Source organism: Sorangium sp. So ce394 (assembly GCF_051474665.1).
Taxonomy (GTDB): Bacteria; Myxococcota_A; Polyangia; order Polyangiales; family Polyangiaceae; genus Sorangium; species Sorangium cellulosum_D.
Genome location: NZ_CP150339.1, coordinates 8,139,495 through 8,162,901 on the forward strand (window position 1 = coordinate 8,139,495; position 23,407 = coordinate 8,162,901).

The 23,407-nt window shown below is 72.0% G+C and carries 15 protein-coding genes and 1 pseudogene; 10 read left to right on the forward strand and 6 right to left on the reverse strand.

All coding sequences use genetic code 11. The annotated features are described in order from the left end of the window. Positions 1 to 416 precede the first annotated feature (416 nt). Together WMF33_RS29875 and WMF33_RS29880 are read left to right on the forward strand one after the other, a co-directional pair. Positions 417 to 5,918: a DUF4215 domain-containing protein gene (locus WMF33_RS29875; RefSeq protein ID WP_437339536.1), complete on the forward strand. Its 5,502-nt coding sequence runs from the start codon at positions 417 to 419 to the stop codon at positions 5,916 to 5,918. A 253-nt stretch (positions 5,919 to 6,171) separates the two neighbouring features. Further along, positions 6,172 to 6,972, forward strand: coding sequence for a hypothetical protein (locus WMF33_RS29880; protein WP_437331817.1), 801 nt, complete (start codon positions 6,172 to 6,174; stop codon positions 6,970 to 6,972). A gap of 66 nt (positions 6,973 to 7,038) precedes the next feature. Here the strand turns inward: WMF33_RS29880 and WMF33_RS29885 are convergent, their stop codons facing one another. Further along, positions 7,039 to 8,139 (reverse strand): ABC transporter substrate-binding protein, encoded by a 1,101-nt coding sequence (locus WMF33_RS29885; protein ID WP_437331818.1) that lies wholly within the window; start codon positions 8,137 to 8,139, stop codon positions 7,039 to 7,041. 456 nt (positions 8,140 to 8,595) lie between these two features. On the opposite strand from WMF33_RS29885, the gene WMF33_RS29890 reads away from it, so the two are divergent. The 3 genes from WMF33_RS29890 (at position 8,596) to WMF33_RS29900 (ending at position 13,014) form a co-directional block, all read left to right on the forward strand. Next, entirely contained in the window at positions 8,596 to 9,381 is a 786-nt protein-coding gene (locus WMF33_RS29890) for a phosphotransferase (protein ID WP_437331819.1), read from the forward strand. Positions 9,382 to 9,539: 158 nt separating this feature from the next. Then, positions 9,540 to 10,643: a hybrid sensor histidine kinase/response regulator gene (locus WMF33_RS29895; protein WP_437331820.1), complete on the forward strand. Its 1,104-nt coding sequence runs from the start codon at positions 9,540 to 9,542 to the stop codon at positions 10,641 to 10,643. Next, on the forward strand, positions 10,633 to 13,014 hold the full coding sequence (locus WMF33_RS29900) for a PAS domain-containing hybrid sensor histidine kinase/response regulator (RefSeq protein ID WP_437331821.1): 2,382 nt from the start codon (positions 10,633 to 10,635) through the stop codon (positions 13,012 to 13,014). The genes WMF33_RS29895 and WMF33_RS29900 overlap by 11 nt, the downstream gene beginning before the upstream one ends. Positions 13,015 to 13,027: 13 nt before the next feature. Here the strand turns inward: WMF33_RS29900 and WMF33_RS29905 are convergent, their stop codons facing one another. The 4 genes from WMF33_RS29905 to WMF33_RS29920 all read right to left on the reverse strand — a co-directional run bounded on the left by WMF33_RS29905 (position 13,028) and on the right by WMF33_RS29920 (position 16,547). Further along, entirely contained in the window at positions 13,028 to 13,912 is an 885-nt protein-coding gene (locus tag WMF33_RS29905) for an alpha/beta fold hydrolase (RefSeq protein ID WP_437331822.1), read from the reverse strand. A gap of 123 nt (positions 13,913 to 14,035) precedes the next feature. Beyond that, positions 14,036 to 15,373, reverse strand: a complete 1,338-nt coding sequence (locus WMF33_RS29910; RefSeq protein ID WP_437331823.1) for an SLC13 family permease — start codon at positions 15,371 to 15,373, stop codon at positions 14,036 to 14,038. After that, positions 15,370 to 16,089, reverse strand: a complete 720-nt coding sequence (locus tag WMF33_RS29915; RefSeq protein ID WP_437331824.1) for a hypothetical protein — start codon at positions 16,087 to 16,089, stop codon at positions 15,370 to 15,372. Before WMF33_RS29915 ends, WMF33_RS29910 begins: the two co-directional genes overlap by 4 nt. Beyond that, positions 16,089 to 16,547, reverse strand: coding sequence for a hypothetical protein (locus WMF33_RS29920; protein WP_061627361.1), 459 nt, complete (start codon positions 16,545 to 16,547; stop codon positions 16,089 to 16,091). Before WMF33_RS29920 ends, WMF33_RS29915 begins: the two co-directional genes overlap by 1 nt. A gap of 392 nt (positions 16,548 to 16,939) precedes the next feature. Between WMF33_RS29920 and WMF33_RS29925 the strand changes: the two genes are divergently transcribed. From WMF33_RS29925 to WMF33_RS29945, 5 genes and pseudogenes are all read left to right on the forward strand, one after another. Further along, positions 16,940 to 18,259, forward strand: coding sequence for a Vgb family protein (locus WMF33_RS29925; protein ID WP_437331825.1), 1,320 nt, complete (start codon positions 16,940 to 16,942; stop codon positions 18,257 to 18,259). Between the two features lie 127 nt (positions 18,260 to 18,386). Beyond that, positions 18,387 to 19,124: a transcriptional regulator gene (locus tag WMF33_RS29930; RefSeq protein WP_437331826.1), complete on the forward strand. Its 738-nt coding sequence runs from the start codon at positions 18,387 to 18,389 to the stop codon at positions 19,122 to 19,124. Between the two features lie 167 nt (positions 19,125 to 19,291). Continuing rightward, positions 19,292 to 19,570: pseudogene (locus WMF33_RS29935) on the forward strand (FAD-dependent monooxygenase); the annotation flags it as partial. Positions 19,571 to 19,622: 52 nt separating this feature from the next. Next, complete coding sequence (locus WMF33_RS29940; protein ID WP_437331827.1) at positions 19,623 to 20,381, forward strand: hypothetical protein; 759 nt, start codon at positions 19,623 to 19,625, stop codon at positions 20,379 to 20,381. A gap of 358 nt (positions 20,382 to 20,739) precedes the next feature. After that, entirely contained in the window at positions 20,740 to 21,537 is a 798-nt protein-coding gene (locus WMF33_RS29945) for a hypothetical protein (RefSeq protein WP_437331828.1), read from the forward strand. Between the two features lie 74 nt (positions 21,538 to 21,611). Here the strand turns inward: WMF33_RS29945 and WMF33_RS29950 are convergent, their stop codons facing one another. Next, a complete protein-coding gene (locus tag WMF33_RS29950; RefSeq protein ID WP_437331829.1) occupies positions 21,612 to 23,282 on the reverse strand; it encodes a hypothetical protein in 1,671 nt (556 codons plus the stop codon). Between the last annotated feature and the right edge of the window lie 125 nt (positions 23,283 to 23,407).

Below are 23,407 nucleotides of genomic sequence, written 5' to 3' on the forward strand. Positions count from 1 at the left end.
CCGGGTGCAGCTGCTCGTGGACCGCGGCGCGATCATCGAGGCGAGCGCCCCTTTGGTTTGTACATCAACGAGATCGCGACTTCCGGTCGGAGCGCAAATGTCAAGCGCGAACCGGGTTGCGATGCCGCACGGTCGCTCGTGCCACAGCAGCAGAAAGGAAGCACCGCCCCCACCCGGCGCTGCGTCGCGCAACGCGCGTCAATCGTCAGCGGAGCTCTCGTGGCGTCCACCGAGAACGGGATGCCGCGCAGATGTGGCCGAGTGGGGGAGGATGAAGTGATTTTCGTCTAGGGGTGTGAAGGGCGCCCGGGCTACCCTGGAACAGGGTCGTCGACTTTCTGCCCGAGCGCATCCGCTCGTGTTCGTCGAGGTGTGTCGTGAGTTTGAGAACGTCTTATCTGGCTTTGGCGGTGGGATTGCTGCAAGTCGCTGCCGCCTGCGGCGGGGGAGCGCCCTCCACGGGCGATCCCGGCGCAGGCGGCGCAGGGACCGGCACGAACTCGAGTGGTTCCGGCGAGAGCGGCGGCGGCGGCAGCGACTTCGGCGTGGGCGTCGGCCAGGGAGGCAGCGGCGGAGAGCGGCCGGATCCCTGCGCCGGCGACGACCCGCCCCCCGAGTGCGAGCTGCCTCAGGAGCCCGCCTGCGGCGACGGCATGATCAACCAGGCCAGCGAGGCGTGCGACGACGGCAACAGCCTGCCCGGCGACTGCTGTTCCGGGCTGTGCGAGATCGAGCCTTACTGCGAGTGTCCCGCGCCCGGCCAGCCGTGCGTGCTGACCATCGCGTGCGGCGACGGCGTGGTCGACCCGGGCGAGTTCTGCGACGACGGCAACACCGCGGACGGCGACGGCTGTAGCGCCGACTGCTACTTCGTCGACCCCTCGTACGTCTGTCCGACGCCGGGCGAGCCCTGCAAGCTGCTCTACGACTGCGGCGACGGCCGGGTGAACGGCTCGGAGACGTGCGACGACCGCAACGAGGTGTCCGGCGACGGCTGCAGCGCCGACTGCAAGCGCGAGCCGGGCTTCGTGTGCCCTCGGCCCGGGCAGCCCTGCGAGCTCGTCCCCGTCTGCGGCAACGGGGTCAAGGAGACCGGCGAGATCTGCGACGACGGCAACGCGGTGGGCGGCGACGGCTGCTCGAGCCTGTGCCGGCAAGAGTCCTTCTACAACTGTCCCACGCCGGGCGAGCCGTGCGAGCTGCTCATCCGGTGCGGCGACGGCAGGGTGGACCCCGGCGAGCTCTGCGACGACGGCAACACGTCGGGCGGCGACGGCTGCAGCGCCGACTGCAAGGTGCTCGACCCGCTTTACGTGTGCCCCACGCCGGGCGTGCCCTGCACCCTCCTCTATCGCTGCGGCGACGGCCGCGTGAACAACGGCGAGCAGTGCGAGGACGGCGACGACCCGCCCGCGTCCGGCGACGGCTGCAGCGCCACGTGCATGCGCGAGCCGGGCTACGTGTGCCGGCGGCCCGGGCAGCCCTGCGAGCTCCTGCCGGTCTGCGGCAACGGGCTCCTCGAGAGCGGCGAGCAGTGCGACGACGGCAACACCGCGGGCGGCGACGGCTGCTCGAGCCTGTGCCGGCAGGAGGCGTTCTACGCCTGTCCGAACCCGGGGCAGCCCTGCGAGCTCCTGATCTGGTGCGGCGACGGCGCGCTCAACCCGGGCGAGGTCTGCGACGACGGCAACAACACGAGCGGCGACGGCTGCAGCGCCGACTGCAAGACGGTGGAGCCGATCTACACGTGCCCCACGCCGGGCGTGCCCTGCACCCTCCAGTACTGGTGCGGCGACGGCCGCGTGAACGGCTCGGAGGAGTGCGAGGACGGCGACAGCCCGCCCGCGTCCGGCGACGGCTGCAGCGCCACGTGCATGCGCGAGGAGGGATATCAGTGCAGCCGGCCCGGCCAGCCGTGCACGCGCCTGCCCGTCTGCGGCAACGGCCTCAAGGAGACCGGCGAGGTGTGCGACGACGGCAACACCGCGAGCGGCGACGGCTGCTCGAGCCTGTGCCGGCAGGAGGCGTTCTACACCTGCCCGACGCCGGGGCAGCCCTGCGAGCTCCTGATCCGCTGCGGCGACGGCGTGGTGGACCCGGGCGAGATCTGCGACGACGGCAACACGGCGAGCGGCGACGGCTGCAGCGCTGACTGCAAGGCGGTGGATCCGGCGTACGTGTGCCCCGAGCCGGGCGAGCCGTGCATCCTCGTCTACCGGTGCGGCGACGGCCGCGTGAACGGCGGCGAGCAGTGCGACGACGGCGAGGATCCGCCGGTGTCCGGCGACGGCTGCACGGCCGATTGCCGGCTCGAGGAGGGCTGGAACTGCCGGCCGGGCCAGCCCTGCACCGAGAGGACCTTCTGCGGCGACGGCGTCGTGCAGCTCGGCGAGCAGTGCGACGACGGCGGCGGGGTGAGCCCCGTCGGCGGAGACGGCTGCACCCCGCAGTGCAAGATCGAGGTGGGCTGGACGTGCCCGCCGGCCGGCGGCCCCTGCACCCCGCCCCCGCCGCCCGTGTGCGGCGACGGCGTGATCGGCGGCGATGAGCAGTGCGACGACGGCGAGGAGCCGGCCGACGGCGACGGCTGCAGCGCCGACTGTGAGACCATCGAGGACGGGTGGGACTGCTCGCGCGTCGGGTTCCGGTGCAAGACCCTCTGCGGCGACGGGATCAAGGTCGGCGCCGAGCAGTGCGACGACGGCAATGGCGACAGCGGCGACGGCTGCGACGAGACCTGCCGGATCGAGCCCGGCCGGATGTGCGACGATCTCGAGCCCCAGGACTGCAGCGGCTACTCCGACTGCGGCAACGGCATCGTCGAGGGCACCGAGGTCTGCGACGACAACAACGGCAACTGGCGCGACGGCTGCACGCCGGACTGCAAGCGCGAGCCCGACTGCAGGGCCGGCGCGTGCCTCTCGATCTGCGGCGACGGCATCCTCCTGCCCGGCGACGCCACCGAGCAGTGCGACGACGGCAACACCGAGAGCGGCGACGGCTGCTCCGCCACGTGCCGGATCGAGCCAGGCTACGTCTGCACCGTGGCGCCCACCGAGATGCGGCTGCCGATGGTCATCCGCGACTTCATCGGCTGGTGCCCGGACACCTACAACCGCAACACGAGCAACACCGACTGCGACGCCAATCTCTCGGACGGCCTCATCGGGCACTTCGACTTCGAGATCACCCCCTCGGACGGCGCGCAGCTCGACGGCACCGTCCAGCCGACGCTCGACGCCGATGGCAAGCCCGTGAACTCGTACGGGTTCGCGTTCACCCAGCCGCGTCGCGAGACCGGCTGGACCTCGGGCCAGGAGAGCTTCTACTCCTGGTACCGGGACGATCCGCGGTACAACCGGACGCTCCTCACCACCATCGAGCTGCTCGAGGGGACCCCCGGCAGGTTCGTGTACGAGCGAAACCCGTTCTGGCCGGTGGACGTCGGCGCCACCCCCGCGCTCGACAACCTCGTCGCCGCCGGGTTGGAGAAGCCGCGCCCCCCGGGGCACAACTTCTACTTCACGAGCGAGATCCGGTACTGGTTCCAGTTCAACCCGAACACCGCCGCGGCCGACCCGGTGCTCACCTTCTACGGTGACGACGACGTCTGGGTGTTCATCAAGAACACGCTGACCGTCGACATCGGCGGCATCCACGAGCGCCTCCAGGAGAGCGTGACCATCCGGGACGACGGCAGCGCCCTCGTGACCCCCTGCACCGGCGCCAACTGCCCGAACCGCGCCCCCTACCCCGTCAACCTCAACCTCGAGGCGGGCAAGGTCTACGAGATCGCGGTGTTCCAGGCCGAGCGCCACGTCACCGGGTCGAACTACCAGCTCACGCTTTCGGGCTTCAGCGCCGGAACGTCGGTGTGCACGCCGCAGTGCGGGGTCGAGCCGCCGGTCGTCACGCCGGGCGAGGAGTGCGACGACGGCATCGCGAACGGGACCGGCTATGGCCAGTGCAACGACTGCCAGCTCGGCGCCTACTGCGGCGACGGCGTGAAGAACGGCCCCGAGGCCTGCGACAACGGCGTCAACAACAGCACCTACGCCAACGCCTCGAACGCCTGCGCGCCGGGGTGCGTGGCCCCGCCCCGCTGCGGCGACGGCCTGGTCAACGCGCCGTACGAGGCGTGCGATCTCGGCTCCGGCAACACGGCGAGCGGCTACGGCGGCTGCACGACGGAGTGCGAGATCGGGCCGTCCTGCGGCGACGGCGTGGTCAACGGCGGCGAGGGGTGCGACGACGGCGTCAACGACGGCTTCTACGACACCTGCAACCCGGACTGCACGCCCGCGCCGAAGTGCGGCGACGGCCACGTCGACGCGGAGTGGGGCGAGGAGTGCGACAGCAGCGACCCGAGCTGCGTGCGCTGCCAGCTCGGCGAGCACTGCGGCGACGGCGTGCTGCAGGCGGAGCTCGGCGAGCAGTGCGACGACGGCATCAACGACGGCGGGTACGGCCAGTGCGCGCCCTCGTGCGTCAACGGCCCGCGCTGCGGCGACGGCATCGTCCAGCCCGAGGACGAGAGCTGCGATCTCGGCGACGGGATGAACACCGGCGTCTATGGCGGGTGCACCGACTCCTGCGCCTACGGCCCGTACTGCGGCGACGGCGTGAAGAACGGCGCCGAGGCGTGCGACGACGGCGTGAACGACGGCGCCTACGGCACCTGCGGCCAGGGCTGCGCGCCGGCGCCGAAGTGCGGCGACGGCAACGTCGACCGGGACTGGGGCGAGGAGTGCGACAGCAGCGACCCGAGCTGCGTGAACTGCCGGCTCGCCGCGCAGTGCGGCAACGGGATCGTGCAGCCGGAGCTCGGCGAGCAGTGCGACGACGGCGTGAACGACGGCGGGTACGAGCAGTGCGGCCCCGCGTGCCTGTTCGGGCCGCGCTGCGGCGACGGCATCGTCCAGCCCGCGGAGGAGGACTGCGACCTCGGCGCCGGGCTGAACAACGGCGCTTACGGCGGGTGCACCGCGTCCTGCGACTACGCGCCGTACTGCGGCGACGGCGTGGTGAACGGCGCCGAGGCGTGCGACGACGGCGTGAACGACGGCACCTACGGCACCTGCGCCCCGGGCTGCACGCCGGCGCCGAAGTGCGGCGACGAGCACGTCGACGCGGAGTGGGGCGAGGAGTGCGACAGCGCGGCCAACACGAACTGCGAGAGCTGCCGGCTCGGCGCGCACTGCGGCGACGGCGTGCTGCAGCCGGAGTTCGGCGAGGAGTGCGACGACGGCATCAACGACGGCGGGTACGGCGAGTGCGCGCCCTCGTGCGTCTACGGGCCGCGCTGCGGCGACGGCATCGTCCAGCCCGCGGACGAGGACTGCGACCTCGGCGCCGCCGGGAACGGCGGCGAGTACGGCGGGTGCACCGCGCTCTGCCAGTACGGGCCGTACTGCGGCGATGGCCTCGTCAACGGCACGGAGACCTGCGATGACGGCGTGAACGACGGCGTCTACGGCAGCTGCCTCCCCGACTGCACGCCGGCGGCCAAGTGCGGCGACAACGAGGTCGACGAGGAGTGGGGCGAGCAGTGCGATCCGCCGAACGAGGCCACGGGCTGCAGCAAGAACTGCCGCCTCGGCGCCCAGTGCGGCGACGGGGTCGTTCAGGCCGGCGAGAAGTGCGACGACGGCAAGAACGACGGCGGTTACGGCGAGTGCGGCCCGGGCTGCGTGTTCGGCCCGCGCTGCGGCGACGGCATCCGCAACGGCGACGAGAAGTGCGACGACGGCGACGGCAACAACACCGGCGGCTACGGCAAGTGCGCGCCGGGCTGCGTCTACGGTCCGTACTGCGGCGACGGCATCCGCCAGACCGCCTACGAGGAGTGCGACGACGGCAACAAGGTGAGCGGCGACGGCTGCAGCCTGACCTGCCAGAACGACGGCATTCCGAACTAGCCCGTCGCGGCCGGGCGCGCGGGGCGCAGGCAGAGGCATGCCCCCGCGAGCCCGAGCGGCCCCGTCCCGGGGGCCACCGCGCTGCCCCATCCCCTCCCTGAACCTGCCCTTCGAGCTCGACGCGGAGCAGCGCCAGCAGCCTGCGCCGCGCCATCGGAGAGCTCCTGGCATTGTCTCCGCTGGAACGTGGCCCTACAGAGGCCCGGCGACTCATGCGCGTCCTGCAGCGCCATCGACGGAGGCCTGGGCCGGCGTGCTGCTGAAGCTCGCGCTGGTGGGCGCATCGGTGCTGCTGTCCTCGCTGGCGGCGCGGCGCTTCGGCCACGCGGTAGGCGGCACGATCGCTGGGCTGCCCATGATCGTCGGCCCGATCATGGGCTTCGTGCTGCTGCAGGAGACGCCCGCTCAGGCGAGCGCGATCGTGCTCGCGACGCTGGTGTGCTTGCCGGCCACCATCGTTCATGGGGTCGTCTTTGCCTGGTGCGCGACGCGCCTCCGCTGCGGCACGGCGCTGCTGGCGGCCAACGTGGCTTTCCTGTCGCTGGGGGCAGCGCTGCTCGCGCTGCGGTTGCCCCCGCCGTGGGCCTGCGCCGCGGCGCTGCTGTCGCCTGCCTTGGGCACGCTGGCCTTGCCGCGCCTCGGCGAGGCGCCTGCCTCGACGGCCGTTCCGCGCGCCGAGCTCGCCTGTCGCGTGGTGGCCGCGATGGCCATGGCCTGGTGCATCGTGCGCGGCGCCGGCGTCGCGCCCGCGGGGTTCAGCGGCCTGCTGCTCGCCGTCCCGATCACGGGCAACATCCTCCCGTGCTTCACCCTGCCCAGGGACGGCGCGGCTGCCGCGGTGGCCTTGCTCGCGGGCTTCGCGCGCGGCCTGTTCGGGTTCGCGGCGTTCTTCGTCGCGCTGCTCGCGGCGCTCGGCGCGATGCCTCCGGCGGTCGCCTACGGCCTCGCGTGGCTCGTCGCGCTGCTCGCGGCGCTTTCGCTGCGCCGGCTCACGCAGAGAGCGCGGCGCGCGCCGCCTGCGGGGCTCTCGTCGACCTCGTCGACGACCGCCTGACCCCCTGTTCCAACCCCGACACCCCTTCGACCCGGGCGGCGATCTCGTTCCCAGCGGACGGAGCACCTACGGCAGCCCGAGCGCTTCCTTCATCACGCTGTCGTCGACCAGCGGGGCGAGCTCGGCGCGGGTGCGCGGGGCGCGGCCGGTCTGCGCGGCGACCCAGGGCTCCTCTTCCTCGAGCACGTCGAGGATGTCGGGCACCAGCGTGCCCAGGAACCGCTCGTCTTCCCAGACCGCCTCGAGCACGGATGGCTCGATGCCGATCGCCTCCGAGATCCTCGGCCAGACGGCCTCCGGGTCCGTGCGATAGAGCTCTTGCGCCCTCGCGAGCGCTCGCACGAGCTCGACGATACCGCGCCGCTTCTCGGGGTCTGCAAGCTTCTCGGCGGTGCTGTGGAGGTTCACGATCTCGCGGTAGAGGGAGCGATCCTGGAACACGATGGCGTCGCTGCCGAGCACCTCCTTCGCGAGCTCGGAGGAAGGCTCCCAGAGCGCGACGGCGTCCACCTCGCCCCGCTCCATCAGGGACGGCAGCGTGTTCGCCCCGCAGGGCGTGGAGATGCAGATACCTCCGGGGACAACCGTGTAGTCGTCCGCCGTGAGGCCCACGGTGCCCAGGTACTTGTTGACGAAGTAGGCCGCAGACGTGTTCGGGATGGTCCCGATCCGCTTCCCGCGGAGATCCGCGAGCGCGCTGATCCCCGCGGCGCGGTTCGCGACGATCCGATAGAACGTCTCCGTCACCGTGAAGATGATACGCAGGTTCGGATGAGCCACCGATTGCCTCAGCGTCTGCGTCTCCGCGTTGGTGCCGAGGTCGATGCTATTGTCATTGAGCAGGCTCACGATGCCGCCGGAGTCGACGGTCGCCTCGCCCGGATAGAAGTCCTGCGAGGCGATCAGCACGGGCGTGAACTCGATGGATGCCGTGTCGCTCGTGATCTTGAGCGAGGGGAAGGGCGCCGCTCCCCCCTCACCGCCCGCGCCCGCGTCGCCGCCCGCACCAGCATTGCCGCCGGCGCCCGCGCCTCCGCCCGTGCCCGCGCTCGCCTCGCCACCGCCGCCGCTGCTCGCGCCGGCAGCGCCGGAGCCGCCCGCGCCGCCGGAGCCTCCCCCTACACCGCCAGAGCCGCCCGGAGGCCCTCCACCCCCGCCGCCAGCCATGACGCCCCCCGACGAGCTGGAGCCTGTCGCGTCGGCGTTCTCGCTGGGAGCCGGGTTACCGTCGCAAGCGACGATTGCAAGCGCAGAGAAAAAGATGAGATGCAACGGAGTTCTCATGCGTCATGCCTAGAGGGGGGCGCTGAGTGGGTCAAGAAGACATCGTGTGTCGGCCCAGAGGATCGCGGCATGCGTGACGTGCAGAGGAAAAGCGCTCTTCAGCGAGAACCCAATCGGGCTCAGCAGTACACCGGCATCTCCAATCAAAGGATCTCATCCCTCAGGATCTCCATGTGACCGAGGGTGCCACCGCCAGCATTGCTGTCGATCCTCGCGAGGGGTCGTCGTGAATTGCCCGCAGGCTGAGCGGATGAGGCCGCCGTGCTGCAAATCGCGTGTTCTCGGCCCCAGGAATGCGCTACGACGGCGCGGGCGCGCATGGATCCCGGAGGACGGAGCATGGTCGAAGAGACGGTATTCCAGGGCGGGGTCAACACCGTGCGCCGGCGCGGGGACCGGGTCCACCGGCCCGCGACGGCGGCGGCGCCGGCCATCCACCGGCTGCTGCGGCACCTGCGCGCGGCGGGCTTCGACGCGGCGCCGGAGCCGTTCGGCTACGACGACGAGGGGAACGAGGTGCTGTCCTACCTCGAGGGCGACGTGCACAACGCGCTCCCGGCCGAGCTGCGCACGCCCGAGCTCCTCACGTCCGCCGCCGCCTTGCTGCGCCGGTTCCACGACGCGAGCGCGACCTTCGCGCCGGGGCCGGACGACCGATGGCAGCTGCCGGCCCGCTCGCCGGCCGAGGTGGTCTGTCACGGCGATCTCGCGCCCTACAACTGCGTCGTCCGCGCCGGCCGCGTGGTCGGTTTCATCGATTTCGACAACGCCCACCCGGGGCCGCGCGTGTGGGATCTGGCCTACGCCGTCTACCGGTTCGCGCCGCTGCACGCGCCGACCAACCCGGACAGCGCCGGCAGCCCCGAGGAGCAGGCACGGCGGGCCGCCGCGTTTTGCCGCGCTTACGGCGTCGCGGCCGGAGCGGAGCTGCTCGACACGGTGGTCGACCGGCTGGCGGCCCTCCTCGCCACCATGCGAAAGCGGGCCGAGGCCGGCGAAGCCGCGTCCCAGGCGCACATCGCAGCCGGCCACCCCGCGCTGTACGAAGAGGACATCCGCTACCTGGGAGCGCAGCGCGAGCGGCTGCTGCGGGGCTTCGCCGCGCCCCACGGCGACCCGGCGTGATCGCGGAGCCGCAGGCCACCCGCGGTGCGCGCGGCCGGCGCGGCGCACCGGCACCGCCGCTCGGCTGAAGGGCGGGCGCTATGGTGGCCCCGCTGCCCCTCGTGTACCCTCGCGCCCGCAACCGGGGGCCCATGGAGCAGCCAGAGCCGAGATCCAGGGTGCTCGTCGTCGATGACAACGAGCAGAACCGCGCCCTGGCCCAGGCCACGCTCGAGGACGAGGGCCACGAGGTCGTGCTCGCCGTCACGGGCGAGGAGGGGATCCAGCAGTTCGAGCGCCGCAGGCCGGATTGCGTGCTGCTCGACGTGCGGATGCCGGGCATGGACGGCTTCGCCGTGTGCGCCCGGATCCGCGCCCTCCCCGGGGGCGAGAGCACGCCGATCGTGTTCCTGACGGCGCTGCGCGACGTCGACACGTTCGACAGCGCCCTGCGCGCCGGCGGCGACGACTTCCTGACGAAGCCCGTCCGCCCGTCGGAGCTCCTCGCGCGCGTGCAGGCCGCGCTGCGGCTGCGCCGGCTCGGCGCGGAGCTGCGCGAGCACGTCGAGCTCGTCCGCCAGCAGCGGGACGCGCTCATGCGCCTCCAGCTCCAGAAAGAGCAGCTCACGGCCTTCGTCGTCCACGACCTGAAGAACCCCGTGAGCAGCATGGACCTGCACGCGCAGTTCCTGCTCCGGGACCGCGCGCTCCCGGAGCCGGCGCGCGACTCCGCGCGGCAGATCCGCGATCAGGCGCGCTCCCTGCTGCGGCTCATCTACGACCTGCTCGACATCAGCAAGAGCGAGGAAGGGCGGCTCGCCCCCGAGCGCGCGCGCGTCGATCTCCGCGCGCTCGTCCACGAGGCGTTCGCCGCGCTCGACCTGCGCGCGAGCTCCGGGTCGATCGCGCTGCGCGAGGCCGTCGAGGCGCCCGCCGTCCAGGCCGACCCGGACCTGCTCCGCCGCACGCTCGAGAACCTCCTCGAGAACGCCATCCACCACGCCCCGGCCGGCACCGCGGTGACCGTGAGCGCCGCGAAGGACGGCGCCGCGGTGGAGATCCGCGTGGCGGACGCGGGGCCGGGCGTCCCCGCCGACATGCGCGCGCGGGTGTTCGATCGCTTCGTCCAGCTCGGCGGCGGCGACGAGGCCGTCCACCGCTCCGGCCGCGGCCTCGGGCTCGCCTTCTGCAAGATGGCCGTCGAGGCGCACGGCGGGACCATCCGGATCGAGGACAACGCGCCCGGCGCCGTCTTCTGCGTGAGGCTCCCCGATGACCCGTGAACTCTCCTCCAGCGAACGCCCGTCTCCGCCCGACCAGGCGCCCGGCGGGCCCGGCGCCCCAGCGCTCGACGACAGCACGTTCCGCCTGCTCATCGACGCGGCGCCCGACGCCATGGTGGTCGTCGACGAGCATGGGCGGATCGTGTTCGTCAACGTCCAGACCGAGCGGATGTTCGGCCATGCGCGCGGCGAGCTCGTCGGGCAGCCCATCGAGCTCCTCCTCCCGGAGCGATTCCGGGGGGCGCACGTGGGGAACCGCGCGGCGTTCATCGCCGCGCCCAGGGCGCGCCCGATGGGGTCGGGGCTGGAGCTGTTCGGGCGCCGGAGGGACGGCAGCGAGTTCCCGGTCGAGATCAGCCTCAGCCCGCTGACGACCGAGCGGGGCACGCTCGTCTCGAGCGCCATCCGCGACATCAGCGACCGCAAGCGGGTCGACCTCGCGATGCGGCGGCTGGCCGCGATCGTCGACTCGTCCGAGGACGCCGTCATCGGCGAGGCGCTCGACGGGCGCGTCGTCAGCTGGAACCGGGGCGCGCAGGCGATCTTCGGCTACACCGCCGAGGAGATGATCGGCCGGCCCCTCACCGTGCTCGCCCCGCCGGGGCGGGAGGGCGAGGTGCTGCGGACGCTCGAGCGGCTCAAGCGGGGCGAGCACATCGAGCACTTCGAGACGGTGCGCCGGTGCAAGGACGGCAGGGACATCGACGTCTCGATCACCGCCTCTCCGATCCACGACGCCCAGGGCAAGCTCGTCGGCACCTCGAAGGTGGCCCGCGACATCAGCGAGCGGAGGCGCCTGGAGGCCGAGGCGAAGCGCACGAGCGACCTCCTCAGGAGCGCGGTGGAGAGCTTCCAGGGCGCGTTCGCCGTGTTCGACGCGCAGGATCGGCTCGCGCTCTGCAACAGCGCGTACCGGCACTGGCTCGGCGCGCGGGTGAGCGGCCCGATCGTCGGCCGGAGCTACGCCGAGCTCATCGACGAGGGCATCGCCGCGGGGCTGTTCGCCCTCGGCGGCGAGCCGCCGGCCGCCTTCCGCGCGCGGCTCCTCGCCTACCACGCCGAGCCGAGCGGCACGCTGGATCTCTGCACGAGCGACGGGCGCAGCCTGCGCGCGACCGAGCGGCGGACGGCCGAGGGCGGGACCGTGTGCACCCTCTGGGACATGACCGGCGACGTGCAGCGCGCGGAGGAGCTCCGCAAGGCGCGGGCCCTGGCCGAGGCGGCCAGCTCCGCGAAGAGCGAGTTCCTCGCCTCGATGAGCCACGAGCTCCGCACGCCGCTCAACGCGGTCCTCGGCTTCGCGCAGCTCCTCCACCGCGACCGGAAGACGCCGCTCACCGACCGCCAGAAGGAGCGGATCGAGCATGTCCTGAAGGGCGGCGAGCACCTGCTCAAGCTGATCGACGACATCCTGGACCTCTCGCGCATCGAGGCCGGCCGCGTGACGGTGTCGATCGAGCCGGTGAACGTCCCCGAGGTGCTGGACGAGGTGAAGACGACGCTCGACCCCATGGCCCAGCGCGCCGGCATCGAGATCGCCCTCGCGCCCTTGCCCGCGGAGCTCCCGAAGATCACCGCGGATCGCACCCGCTTCGCGCAGATCCTCATGAACTACGGCTCGAACGCGATCAAGTACGGCCGGCGGGGGGGCCGCGCCACGATCGCGGTGTCGAGGCCGGAGGACGGCGTCGTGCGGGTCTGCGTGGCGGACAACGGCATCGGCATCCCTCGCGAGCAGCACGCGAAGATCTTCCAGCCCTTCCAGCGCGCCGGCCAGGAGACGGGGCCGATCGAGGGGACCGGGATCGGCCTCGCCATCACGAAGCGGCTCGCGGAGCTCATGGGCGGCGGCGTCGGCTTCAGCAGCGTGCCGGGCGAAGGCTCGGAGTTCTGGATCGAGCTCCCGGCGCACGAGGAAGCGCCGGAGAGCGCCGCCCCGGGGCAGGCGGACGCGCGCCTGGAGGCGTCGCCGCTCGCCGGGCCCGGCGGCGTCCGCCATTCGGTCCTCTACGTCGAGGACAACCCGTCGAACATCGCGTTCATGGAGGAGCTGATCTCCGAGTTCGAGCGCGTCCGCCTGATCACCGCGCCGAACGCCGAGATCGGCATCGAGCTCGCGCGGTCGCGGCGGCCCGAGGTCGTCATCATGGACATCAACCTCCCCGGGATGAGCGGCTACGAGGCCGCGCGCAAGCTCGAGGAGTGGCCGGAGACGCGCGACATCCCCGTGATCGCGCTCAGCGCGGCGGCGATGCCCCGGGACACCCGCCGCGCCGAGCAGGCCGGGTTCTACCGCTACCTGACCAAGCCGGTGCGGGTCGACGAGCTCACGGCCGTCCTCGAGGAGCTCCTCGTCCCCGGGGCGCGCTGACGGCGGCCGACGCCTATTTCAGGAACGCATCCCGGAGGTGCTTGTTCACAAATGCCGGCTTCTCCCGCATCAAGAAGTGCCCGCCATCCTGCACGTAATGAATCGTGTAGCGGCTGTACCAGGGCGTGACGAGGTCGGTCCAGGCGGAGGGGACCACGGGATCCCCCATGCCTTGCAGGAACGTCACGCGGCAGTCGGAGATGGTCCGGTCGAGCGGGGTCCAGGGCTGGCTCGTGATGGACAGGTTGGCGCGGTAGAAGTTGAAGCCGCCGTGGATGTTGCCGGGCTTCATGAAGTTGTCGACGTAGATCTCCAGCTCTTCCCCCTGGAAGAGGCCCTTGTCGTGCGACCAGTGGTTCAGGAAGTGACGGAAGTAGGTGCGGCACGCGTCGCGGCTCGAGCCGACCAGCTCGACGGCCATGTCCAGCTGGTGGAACTGCGAGTACCACGACTCGGGGAAGTGGCCGGGGCTCAGGTATCGCCCCTCGAACCCCGGCGTGATGGGGTTGATGATCGCGGCCTGGATCACCTTGTCGCGGTGCTTGCGCACGAATTTGTGCAGGACGAGCGCGGAGTAGTCGTGGCCCGCGAGGAGCGCCTGCTCGATGCCGAGGTGGTCGAGCAGCTGGGCGATGTCCTCCACGACGCGATCGAGGTGGAAGAGGTCGACGCGCGAGAGATCGGGCTTCTCGGAGTCGCCGTAACCCCGCATGTCGGGCACGATGACATCGAAGCTCTCGGCCAGGGGGCCGATGTTCTTGTGCCACTCCCACCAGAAGCCCGGCCAGCCGTGGAGCAGGATGAGCGGCCTCCCGCGCCCCTCGCGCACATAGTGCAGGCGGATATCCGCGAGCTGGGCGTGGTGGTGGGTGAAGTGTTCGGGGCGTCGCAACGTCATGATCCGCTCCTTTCGGGACAGGCGCGCTGGGGTCGCGCCGCAGCGTGGCAGGCGGCGGCCAGGAGACGCGAACGCGTTTCCGGGTGTCAAGGCCGCCCCGCCCGGCGCCAGCGCAGGGTCGGCTCATCGCCCCGTCCAGACGGCGAGGAGCGCGTACGCGATCGCCACGGCCTGGATGACCGTGAAGCTCAGGAGGCCGGCCGGCAGGAAGTCGAAGAAGCCGAACCGGATGGGCTTGCCGTCGAGGTCGCGCAGGTCGGCCCGCTCCGTGAGCGCCTGCGCGAGCGGGCCCGACGTCGCGGCGGTCAGGAAGAGCGAGCTGCCCGCGCAGACCGACAGGGCGAGGCCGACATAGACGGCGGGCCCGGGCACCCGCTCGGCGAGCGACTCGGCCACGTCGAGCAGCGCCGCCATGCTGGGGCCCGCCGAGAACAGCCCGGTCAGCACGCCGGCGAGGACGAGGAAGGCGACGAGCTGGAGCGACGGCGCGACCGGCAGCCGCTCCAGCGAGCGCGAGACCTCCTCGAACAGGCCGGTGCGCCGCACCGCCGCCACCATCACGAAGAGCGAGAGGAGGAAGAGCACCGCCTCGATGTCGAGCCCCGCCCTCGCGAGCCGCTCGCCGAGCCGGCGCGCCATGAGCAGCGCCGCGCCGGTGCCGAGCCAGCACACGAGCTCCGGGCCGACGCCGAGCTCCGCGGGCAGGAACAGCCACGCGATCACCATCGCGGCGAGCGACGCCGCCGCCGGCACGAGGAGGCGCCGATCGGCGCGCACCCGCCGGTGCAGCGCCTCCATCGCCGCGCGCGTGAGCCGCGCCGAGACCGGATCGCTCGGCACGCCAGCGGCCGGGCGCACCACGGCGCCCACGACGAGGAGCAGGAGGGCGAGCGCGAAGAGCGTCGCCGGGGCGGCGCGCGAGAGGTAGGCCCCGAACGTCATGCTGCCCCGGCCGAGCAGCAGGATGGCCGGGAAGTCGCCGATCGGCGTGGCGGCCCCGCCGAGGTTGCAGGCGACGAGCAGGAGGCCGAGCAGCCAGGAGACGTACCGCTGCCGCGTGCCCATGAGCTTGAGCAGCACGTGCAGCACGGGCAGGACGAGCACGAGCGCCGTGAGGTTGTTGACGACGCCGCTCACGAGGTACATCGCGATCGAGAACACCAAGAGGACGCGGAAGGGCTCGGCGCCGCTCAGCCGCGTCGCCGCGACGGCGAGGCGGTCGAAGAGCCGCGAGGCGGCGAGCAGCTGGGACAGGAGCCCCAGCGTCACGAGGATGACGAGCACGTCCCACGGCACCTCGGCGAGGAGGCGCTGCGTCGTCGCGACCCCCAGCAGCGTCGACGCGAGGGAGGCGAGGGCCGCGCCGCCCGTCACGATGAGCACGCGGCGCGACGGCAGGAGCGCCTGGAGCAGGAGCGCGCCGAGCAGGACGACGAGGAGCGCGGCCTGCGGCGCCGTCACGTCGCCTCGCGCGCGGGCGTGGGCGCGCGCGGGCGAGGCGACGTGACGGCCGCGGCGGCCCCGTGCCCGGGCGGCGCCGGCCGCACGAGGCACGAGAAATCGGCCGGGCTCGTCTCCACCATCCAGCGCGGGTACACCGTCATGGGCCGCCCGAGGATGTCCCAGCCGATCAGCGAGCGGAACTGGGTCCGCACGTCGGGGCCCGAGACGCGCAGCCACGAGGGGCTCACGTGCGCCGCGTGCCCGTCGGTGCCGTAGACGAAGGTGAGCAGCGCGCTCCTCCGCCCGGCCCAGCGGTGGAGCTCGGACAGCTCCACCGGCGTCATGAGCCCGTCGTAGTTCGCGAGCACCCGCCGGAAGTCGGGGTCGAGCCCGCCCCCGTCGGTGACGAGGCCCGCGTCGACGCCGGAGAGCCGCGGCACGAGCGCGTCGAGGCAGTCGGCCTCGAGCCCCACGACGAGCAGCCGGGTCACGCCGCGGAGCGCGTCGAGGACGCCCGCGGGGTCGAGCGGCGCCTCGGCGCCGCCGGAGAGCCACTGCTCGGCGATGAAGTCGAGGACGGGGAACTCGCGCCCGAGCTGGTCGCGGGCCTCGCCGACGAGCGGTGCGCCGCCGGCCGCCATCAGCTCGCGCAGGAACAGCCGCGCCGCCGAGCGCATGCCCAGCTCGGCGGCCACCATCCGGAACGCCTGCCCGAGCGCCGGCGGCAGCGCCATCAGGCCGGCTCCACCCCGGCCCCGACGCGGGCGCGCCCAGCGCGCGCGAAGAGGGCGTCGAGCAGGCAGATCATGGCGGCGTTGGCGAGCGCGTGGTGCGGCGGGCCGTCGGTGAGGCAGTCGACGAGCGCGGCGAGCTCCGGCGAGCCCTTCGGGGCGAGGCGCGCCAGCGGCGCGAGCGGGATGGCCAGCGGGTAGTCGTGCTCGCTGCCGCGCGCGAGGTGCGGCGGCAGGCGGATCGGGACGGGCAGCGCCTCGCCGCGCGGCGCGCCGCCCTCGTCCGGGCCGAGCTCCTCGAGCAGGAGGCCGAGCAGGCAGAGCAGCGTGTAGCTCGCGCCGCGGTGATGGATGGGGCCCTCTCCCACGATGCACCGGACCACGAAGTCGCGCTCCTCCGCGTCGGGCATCCAGGGGGCGAGGAGCGCGTCGAGCCTGCCGGGGCGGATGAGCGCGGACACCGCGGACGAGGGCAACGGAGCGTGGCGCGGGCCATGGTCGCGAGGCGGTCGGGGCGGAGGCATGGGGCATCTCAGCGTAGCTGCTCGGAACGGCCCGGATCCAGGCTTGATCGAGCGCGCCTCGCGCGCGAGGCGGCGCGGGCTCGACCACCGTGGCTCGCGACGGCGCCGCGAGATCGCCGTCCGACGCGCTGCGAGGTGGATCCGGCCGCCGCGCGCCGCTCGTCGAGGGATCTCTTCACGCGGCAGGATCGCGCGGGGGCATGCGTACATCGGTGGTGTACACAACGCGTCTTCCGGGCGCACGCCGCCCCGGCATCCAGAGATCGGGACGGCGTCCGGAGGCCGGCAGTCGACGAACGATCCCGCGTACAACCAGCCAAGGAGTCACCATGCAAGCACGCAAATCTTGGGCATTCGGCATCCTGATGGCGCTCTCGGCCTGCTCCGGCGATGGCAGCGACGGCACCGGCGGCCCCGGGGCCGACGCGTGCCCCGCGTCGGGCACGGGCTCGCTCGCGCTCGACATCGAGTCGGCCGTGCCCGCCGACGTGCGCGTGAGCGACGGCGCCGGCGTCGTGGACGGCGGCACGGCGACCGAGAGCCGCACGCTCACGCTGCCGGCGGGCGAGTACCGCGTCAGCGCCCACCGCGTCCGCAGCCCCGGCGAGCTGGTCGGCCCGGCCTACCAGGGCGCGATCGAGGGCGAGGACACCGTGTGCGTGCGCGACGGCGAGACCGCGACGGTGGCGGTGCGGTACACGCGCGAGCCCGGGAGCGAGAGGCTCTGGGCGACGAACGGCAACGGCGACGGCCAGATCCTCGCCTTCGACGCCGCGCAGCTCGCGGAGGGCGGCGAGCAGGCCCCGAGCGCGATCCTCGACGCGGGCCTCACGAGCCCCACGGCCCTGCGGGTCGACGGCGCTGGGCGCCTGTGGATCGGCGATGGCTCCGGCAAGCTCGCGGCGTACGGCGCGGCGCGCCTCGGCGCGTCGACCGCCGACGAGCCCGACGTGCTGCTCGGCGGCAGCGCCGTGTGCGAGACCACGTTGCCGTGCGGCCCGCGCGCGCTCGCCTTCGACGCCGAGGGCGCGCTGTGGGTCGCGACCCTGAGCCGCGTCGTGAAGCTCGCGCCCGAGGCGCTCGCCGGCTCGGGCGAGCCCGCGCCCGCGCTCACGCTCACGAGCCCCGACGCGAGCCGCCCCGAGTCGCTCGCCTTCGACGCCGACGGCAACCTGTGGGTCGGCGACGACGCGACGAACGGCGTCGTCAAGTTCGCGGCCGAGCGGCTCGTGGCCGACATCGCCGACGAGCCCGCGGACGTGGTCCTCCTCGGCCAGAGCGGGCCGCCCGTGGTCGCCAACCTGCGCGGCCCGCAGGGGCTCGCCTTCGACGCCGACGGCAACCTGTGGGTCGGCTACTTCGCCGGCAACCAGCTCGTGCGGTACACGCCGGAGGAGCGCGCGGCGAGCGGCACGATCACGCCCGAGGTCCTCTTCGACATCGACGTGCTCGCGCTCGTGACGGACCTCGCCGTCGACGAGTCCGGCAACCTGTGGATGCCGGGGGCCGCGGGCTCGCTGTACCGCATCGACGCCGCGGAGCTCGCCAAGGACGAGCCGGCGCTGGTCGCGCTCACGAGCGACGTCATCGGGAACGCGGTGAAGCTCACGCTCAACACCGTGGCAGGGCCGACCTACATCGCGCCTTGAGCTCCTCCAGGCGCCGTACACACCGCGGCTTTGTCCCACGCAGAGCCCGCTCGTCGGCCGATATCCGATCTGCGGCGAGGCCGATTTCACTCGACGAAACCGCGGTAATACGGCGTAGCGTGGCAGTATGACCCTGCGACGCGATCATGTCCTCTCCTGCACGACGCTCCTGCTCATCGCATGTGGACTGGCCGGGTGCGGCAAGGCCTCCACGCGGCCCGCGGCCGCGCCCGACGCCGCGGCCGCGCCCGACGCCGAACCCGCGACGCTGACGCTCCGGCGCTCGGCGGACGACATCATCCTCGCGGCGAAGCTGCCGCCCGAGACCGCGCCGCGCGCGTCGCTCGAGATCCACCGCCTCGACGCCTACGCCGTGTGCAACGCGGCAGAGGCGCGCCTCTCCGCCAGCGTGAACGTGGACGTGAACGCGAGCGCCGGCGCCGGGCCGAGCGCGCTCACGGTGTCGAGCCTCGTCATCGGCGGCCTGGGGCTCGCGGGCGGGATCACCACCACGGTGCTGGCCGCGGGGCTCGAGGCGCCGCAGGTCCCGGCGGGCACGCCGTCGCTCCCGGACGCGGAGCCCCCGGACGTCGAGGGCAAGACCGGCGTCATCGTGGCGGGCGTCCTCACCGGCGTCGTCGTCGTGGGCGCGGTGGTCGGCACGCTGCTGCTCGTCGGAGGCGGCGACGACGACGACGGGCGCAAGGGCAAGCTCGACCTCGGCGCCGGGGGCCCGCGGCTGCGCGGGCTCCGCGACGCGATCCGCGATTTCGAGGCCTCGTGCCCGGACGAGCCCGCAGAGGACGCCCTCACGGCGTGCATCGACAAGGCGCGCGCCCTCCGGAGGACCTGCGCAGCCCGGTGATCGGTGAGAAGAGCTCCGCCGTCACCGGCTCCGGCGGAGCGACCCCCGCCCCGCGCGCGGGCGCGGCGGGGCTTCGGGCGCGGGGCTCGGCGGCGCCGGGCTCGGCGGCGCGTCGCCCGGCGCCGCCGCGAGGCCCTCGAGGATGAGCCGCGCGCCGTAGCGGAAGCGGCCAGGGGCTCAACGTCGGTCTGCAGGACGCGATGAACCTCGGCTGGAAGCTCGCCGCCGCGGTCCAGGGCTGGGCGCCGCCCCACCTGCTCGACAGCTACCATGACGAGCGGCACCCCGTCGGCCGGGCGCTGTCGCGCAACACGGAGGCGCAAACCCAGCTCATGGATCTGTCGGAGCCCGGCCTGGCCCTCCGCGAGATCATGAGCGACCTGCTCGCGATCGACGCCGTGAACCGGCGCCTCGCCGGGCAGATCAGCGCGCTCGACGTCGCGTATCCCCCGGCCGAGGGCGCGCCGGTGCGGGCACGACAAGATCGCGGATGATTCGATGATTCACCTCACGAACTTGACCTCATGGGCCAGCGGCTCGCGTCCAGCTCTCCTCGCCGTCGCCTTGTCGTTGTCGGGATGCGCCAGCGTTGCCCCCAAGAGCTACACGGTTCCGGTCGCCCCCAGCGAGAAGCCGACCGGCAAGGAAGCGTACTTGTATGGAAGCTTTCACGTCGATCCAGCCGCCGACCACCCCAGGAACTACGAAACGATCATCCTCGTGCTGAGCTGCCGATCCGAGGGAGCGCGCGAAAGCACCTACACCATCCGCTTCAGCATCGATCGCCCTCTACAGGTCATCGAGATACCGCCGTCCACCTGCACGATGACACAGATCCTGCTCAACAATCAGCTCGGGTGGCTGCTGGGCGTGGTGCTCGTGCGAGGCTTCATGCAGGACGAGCAGTTCGCCGCGGGAAAGGCCTATTACCTGGGCGATCTGTTCGCTGCGGCCTCGTCGACCAGGTACGCGCCGGTCACGTTGAGCTGGAGGCTCGGCGAAGCGGTGAACAATTACGAGAAGACCACGGCCGACATGAGAGCTGCCTTCCCGGGCCTCGCAGCGCTCGAGACCGAAGATCGAATGCTGGCGACGTGCGCCATCGCCGACGAGCCCGTGGAATGGAGAGTGCATAAAGCGAACGAGCGCCTGTTCGCTCCCGAACAGAAGTTTTCGCTGATTCGCCACAGGGAACCTGGTGGACAGCCGCGTGGCCCTGGCCCGTGCTCCACCTCGGGGGAAAATCTCGGCAAGTGACGTCGGGCTGCCGCGTCGACGACGTGAGCCTCAGTGATACATCCCGGTCGCCCACAAGGCTTTCCCTTCGAGTGAGTAGACAACGACGTTCCCGTCCTCTTGAACGACGGAAGGCACGGGCATCCATCGAAGCCTCGAGGCCGGGGGCGCCGAGCCCGCCCGAGCCGAGGCCGGCGTGCTGGCGCACTCCGACCCACGAGGCGAGCGCTGCTGCGCCCCTCCGCTCCGCGTCGAATCTCCTCCGCTCCGGCGCAAAATCGAATACACTCCACAACCCGAGGTCCCCCGCAGGGCGGACGAGCGATAGCCCCACGGCTCCAGCGCTCGATCCGCGTTGCCGCGCGCCCCCGAGGAGCGAATGAAGCGCATCCATCTGTTCGAGCTCGAAGACTTCAGCTGGTTTCCGGGGTGGCTGAGGGCCTGCATGACACGCATGATCGTGACGGTGCACAAGGCGCTCGGCTCGAGCGACGAGCTGGCGGAGCTGGTCGCCCGGGCGCTCCGTGAGTCGCGCTCCACGAGCATCGTCGACCTCTGCTCCGGGAGCGGGGGCCCGATGCTCGATGTCCTGGAGCGCCTGAACCAGAAGCCGGGGTTCGAGGGCGTCACGCTGACGCTCACCGATCTCTACCCCAACGCGGAGGCGGCGGCGCGCATCAACGCCCGGGAAGGGAGCAACGTGTCGTACCGGACGACCCCGCTCGACGCCACCGAGGTGGGCCGCGAGACGGCGGGGCTCAGGACCATGATCAGCAGCTTCCACCACATGAGACCGGAGAGCGCGAGAAAGATCCTGGAGACGGCCCAGAGGAGCAGACAGCCCATCTGCATCTTCGAGATCAGCGACAACAGCTATCCGGCGTTTCTCTGGTGGACGGCCCTGCCGGCCAACTTCCTGATGTGCCTCCTCATGACGCCGCTGGCGAGGCCCGTGACCGCGCGGCAGCTCGTCTTCACGTACCTCTTCCCGATCATCCCGCTGTGCTTCGCCTGGGACGGGGCGGTCTCGAACGCGAGGACCTACACGCTCGAGGACCTGGACGAGCTCTTGCGAGGGCTCCGGGACGAAGGGTACCGATGGGAAAAGGGGGTGATCGGCGGCAGGATGAAGAAGATCTACCTGCTCGGCATTCCCACCCAGGTCGCCGGCGACTGAGCCGCTCCGACGCGGACGAACCGGTATGTACCGGTCGTACGGCTACCGGCGGTCGCTGGCGGGGGCGCCTGGGCTCAGAACAGCTCGATGTCGTCGAGCTCGAGGGACGGCGCCTGCCCCGCGGGCGTGCGCCAGATCAGGGCCATGACGTTCCACGGGTCGAGCGGCGCCGGCGTGCCCCACCCCCGCTGCACCAGCTCCGCCCAGCGCACTTCCACGGTGATCCAATCGGAGCCGGACCAGAGCTCGGTTCCATGGTAGTCGAGGCAATTCGAGCAGTATCCGCCCTCGGGCACGGTGAGGAGCGAGCTGACCTCGAAGCGGATCGGGTAGGACAGGGAGCGCATCTTGAAGCGGATGCCCTGGAAGCTCGCCACGTTGACCGACCACGGGTCGAAGTCGAGCATGACGCCGGCGCCCCACTCGGTCGGGATCGCCGGGGAGTAAACGCCGAGCGCCGTCCCGGTGCCGGGCCCTGCCGACGGGACCAGATCGAGGTACGGGATGGTCGGGTCGTAGATCGGCACCCACGGCCCGGTGAACGGCGACGAGATGCCGGCGTACGGCGCGCCGCCGAAGAAGTCTCCGTCATCGAAGGTCTCGATGAGGATGGCCGGCGTCGCGCAGAAGGGCAGCCACTGGCACTCCGGATCGCCGCAGTCCGTGAGCCCGTCCCCGTCGTCGTCGTAGCCGTTGCTGCACGCCGCGTCGGTGCTCTCGCCCCACACCGTGCAGACGGGCTGCCCCTGGCACTCCGGATCGCTGCAGTCCGCGTACCCGTCCCCGTCGTCGTCGTAGTTGTTGCTGCACGCCGCGTCGTTATCCTCGCGCACCGGCGCGCAGTAGGGCTGCCACTGGCACTCCGGATCGCTGCAGTCCGCGTACCCGTCCCCGTCGTCGTCGTAGCCGTTGCTGCACGCCACGTCGGTGTTCTCGCCGTAGGGCACGCAGACGGGCAGCCACTGGCAGTCCCAATCGCTGCAGTCCGTGTATCCGTCCCCGTCGTCGTCGTAGCCGTTGCTGCACGCCGCGTCGTTGTCCTCGCGCCATTGCGCGCAGTAGGGCTGCCACTGGCAGTCCCAATCGCTGCAGTCCGTGTACCCGTCCCCGTCGTCGTCGTAGTTGTTGCTGCACGCCACGTCGGTGTCCTCGCGCCCTGACGCGCAGAAGGGCTGCCACTGGCAGTCCCAATCGTTGCAGTCCGTGTACCCGTCCCCGTCGTCGTCGTAGCCGTTGCTGCACGCCACGTCGGTGTCCTCGCTGAGCGCCGGCGTGTCATCGACCCCGATGGCGATGTCGAGCGTCCCCTGGCCGACGGAGATGACATCGCCGTCCGACCGGAACTGAAACACGACCGTCGCCGCCGCGCCTTCGTAGATATAGACCGGCGTCGGGTTCGGCGACGTCAGCGCCGCCTCGACCTGCTGGTAGCCGCCGCCGGTCCACCGCTCGAGGATCCAGCCGGGCTCGAGGTACACGTCGTAGTGGCCGACCGGCAGCACCTCCGTGAGCACCGCCCTGTCGCCGTCTCCATGGACGAGCCGGTGCGTCGGACCGTAGAGGTTGAACCACGCCTGGGATAGGCGGTAGGTCGCGCCCGTGGCGCTCGTCCCGACCAGGGCGAGGCTGATCGAGCCGACGTCGGAAACCTGCTCGGCGACGTCCGGCGCCTCCGGTCCGCAGCCGACCGGGATCGTGAGCGCCGAAAGAACCGAGCAGACGAAGAGTTGTCGCAAGTATCTCATGATGACTTCGTATCAGAGACGCTCGCGCACGAAAAGCGCGTTCAGCGGACGCGCGACGACGGCGCGCGGCCGTCTCTCGTGCCGCGTGTCTCGTGCCGCGTGAGCGATACGCTTCACGACCGGGG

Coding starts and splice junctions, on each gene's coding strand:
- WMF33_RS29915 (WP_437331824.1), bottom strand. CDS start 16,089: ATGGCGCTGCCGCCGGCGCTCGGGCAGGCGTTCCGGATGGTGGCCGCC.
- WMF33_RS29950 (WP_437331829.1), bottom strand. CDS start 23,282: ATGAGATACTTGCGACAACTCTTCGTCTGCTCGGTTCTTTCGGCGCTC.
- WMF33_RS29890 (WP_437331819.1), top strand. CDS start 8,596: ATGGTCGAAGAGACGGTATTCCAGGGCGGGGTCAACACCGTGCGCCGG.
- WMF33_RS29930 (WP_437331826.1), top strand. CDS start 18,387: ATGACCCTGCGACGCGATCATGTCCTCTCCTGCACGACGCTCCTGCTC.
- WMF33_RS29900 (WP_437331821.1), top strand. CDS start 10,633: ATGACCCGTGAACTCTCCTCCAGCGAACGCCCGTCTCCGCCCGACCAG.
- WMF33_RS29905 (WP_437331822.1), bottom strand. CDS start 13,912: ATGACGTTGCGACGCCCCGAACACTTCACCCACCACCACGCCCAGCTC.
- WMF33_RS29925 (WP_437331825.1), top strand. CDS start 16,940: ATGCAAGCACGCAAATCTTGGGCATTCGGCATCCTGATGGCGCTCTCG.
- WMF33_RS29945 (WP_437331828.1), top strand. CDS start 20,740: ATGAAGCGCATCCATCTGTTCGAGCTCGAAGACTTCAGCTGGTTTCCG.
- WMF33_RS29940 (WP_437331827.1), top strand. CDS start 19,623: ATGATTCACCTCACGAACTTGACCTCATGGGCCAGCGGCTCGCGTCCA.
- WMF33_RS29885 (WP_437331818.1), bottom strand. CDS start 8,139: ATGGCTGGCGGCGGGGGTGGAGGGCCTCCGGGCGGCTCTGGCGGTGTA.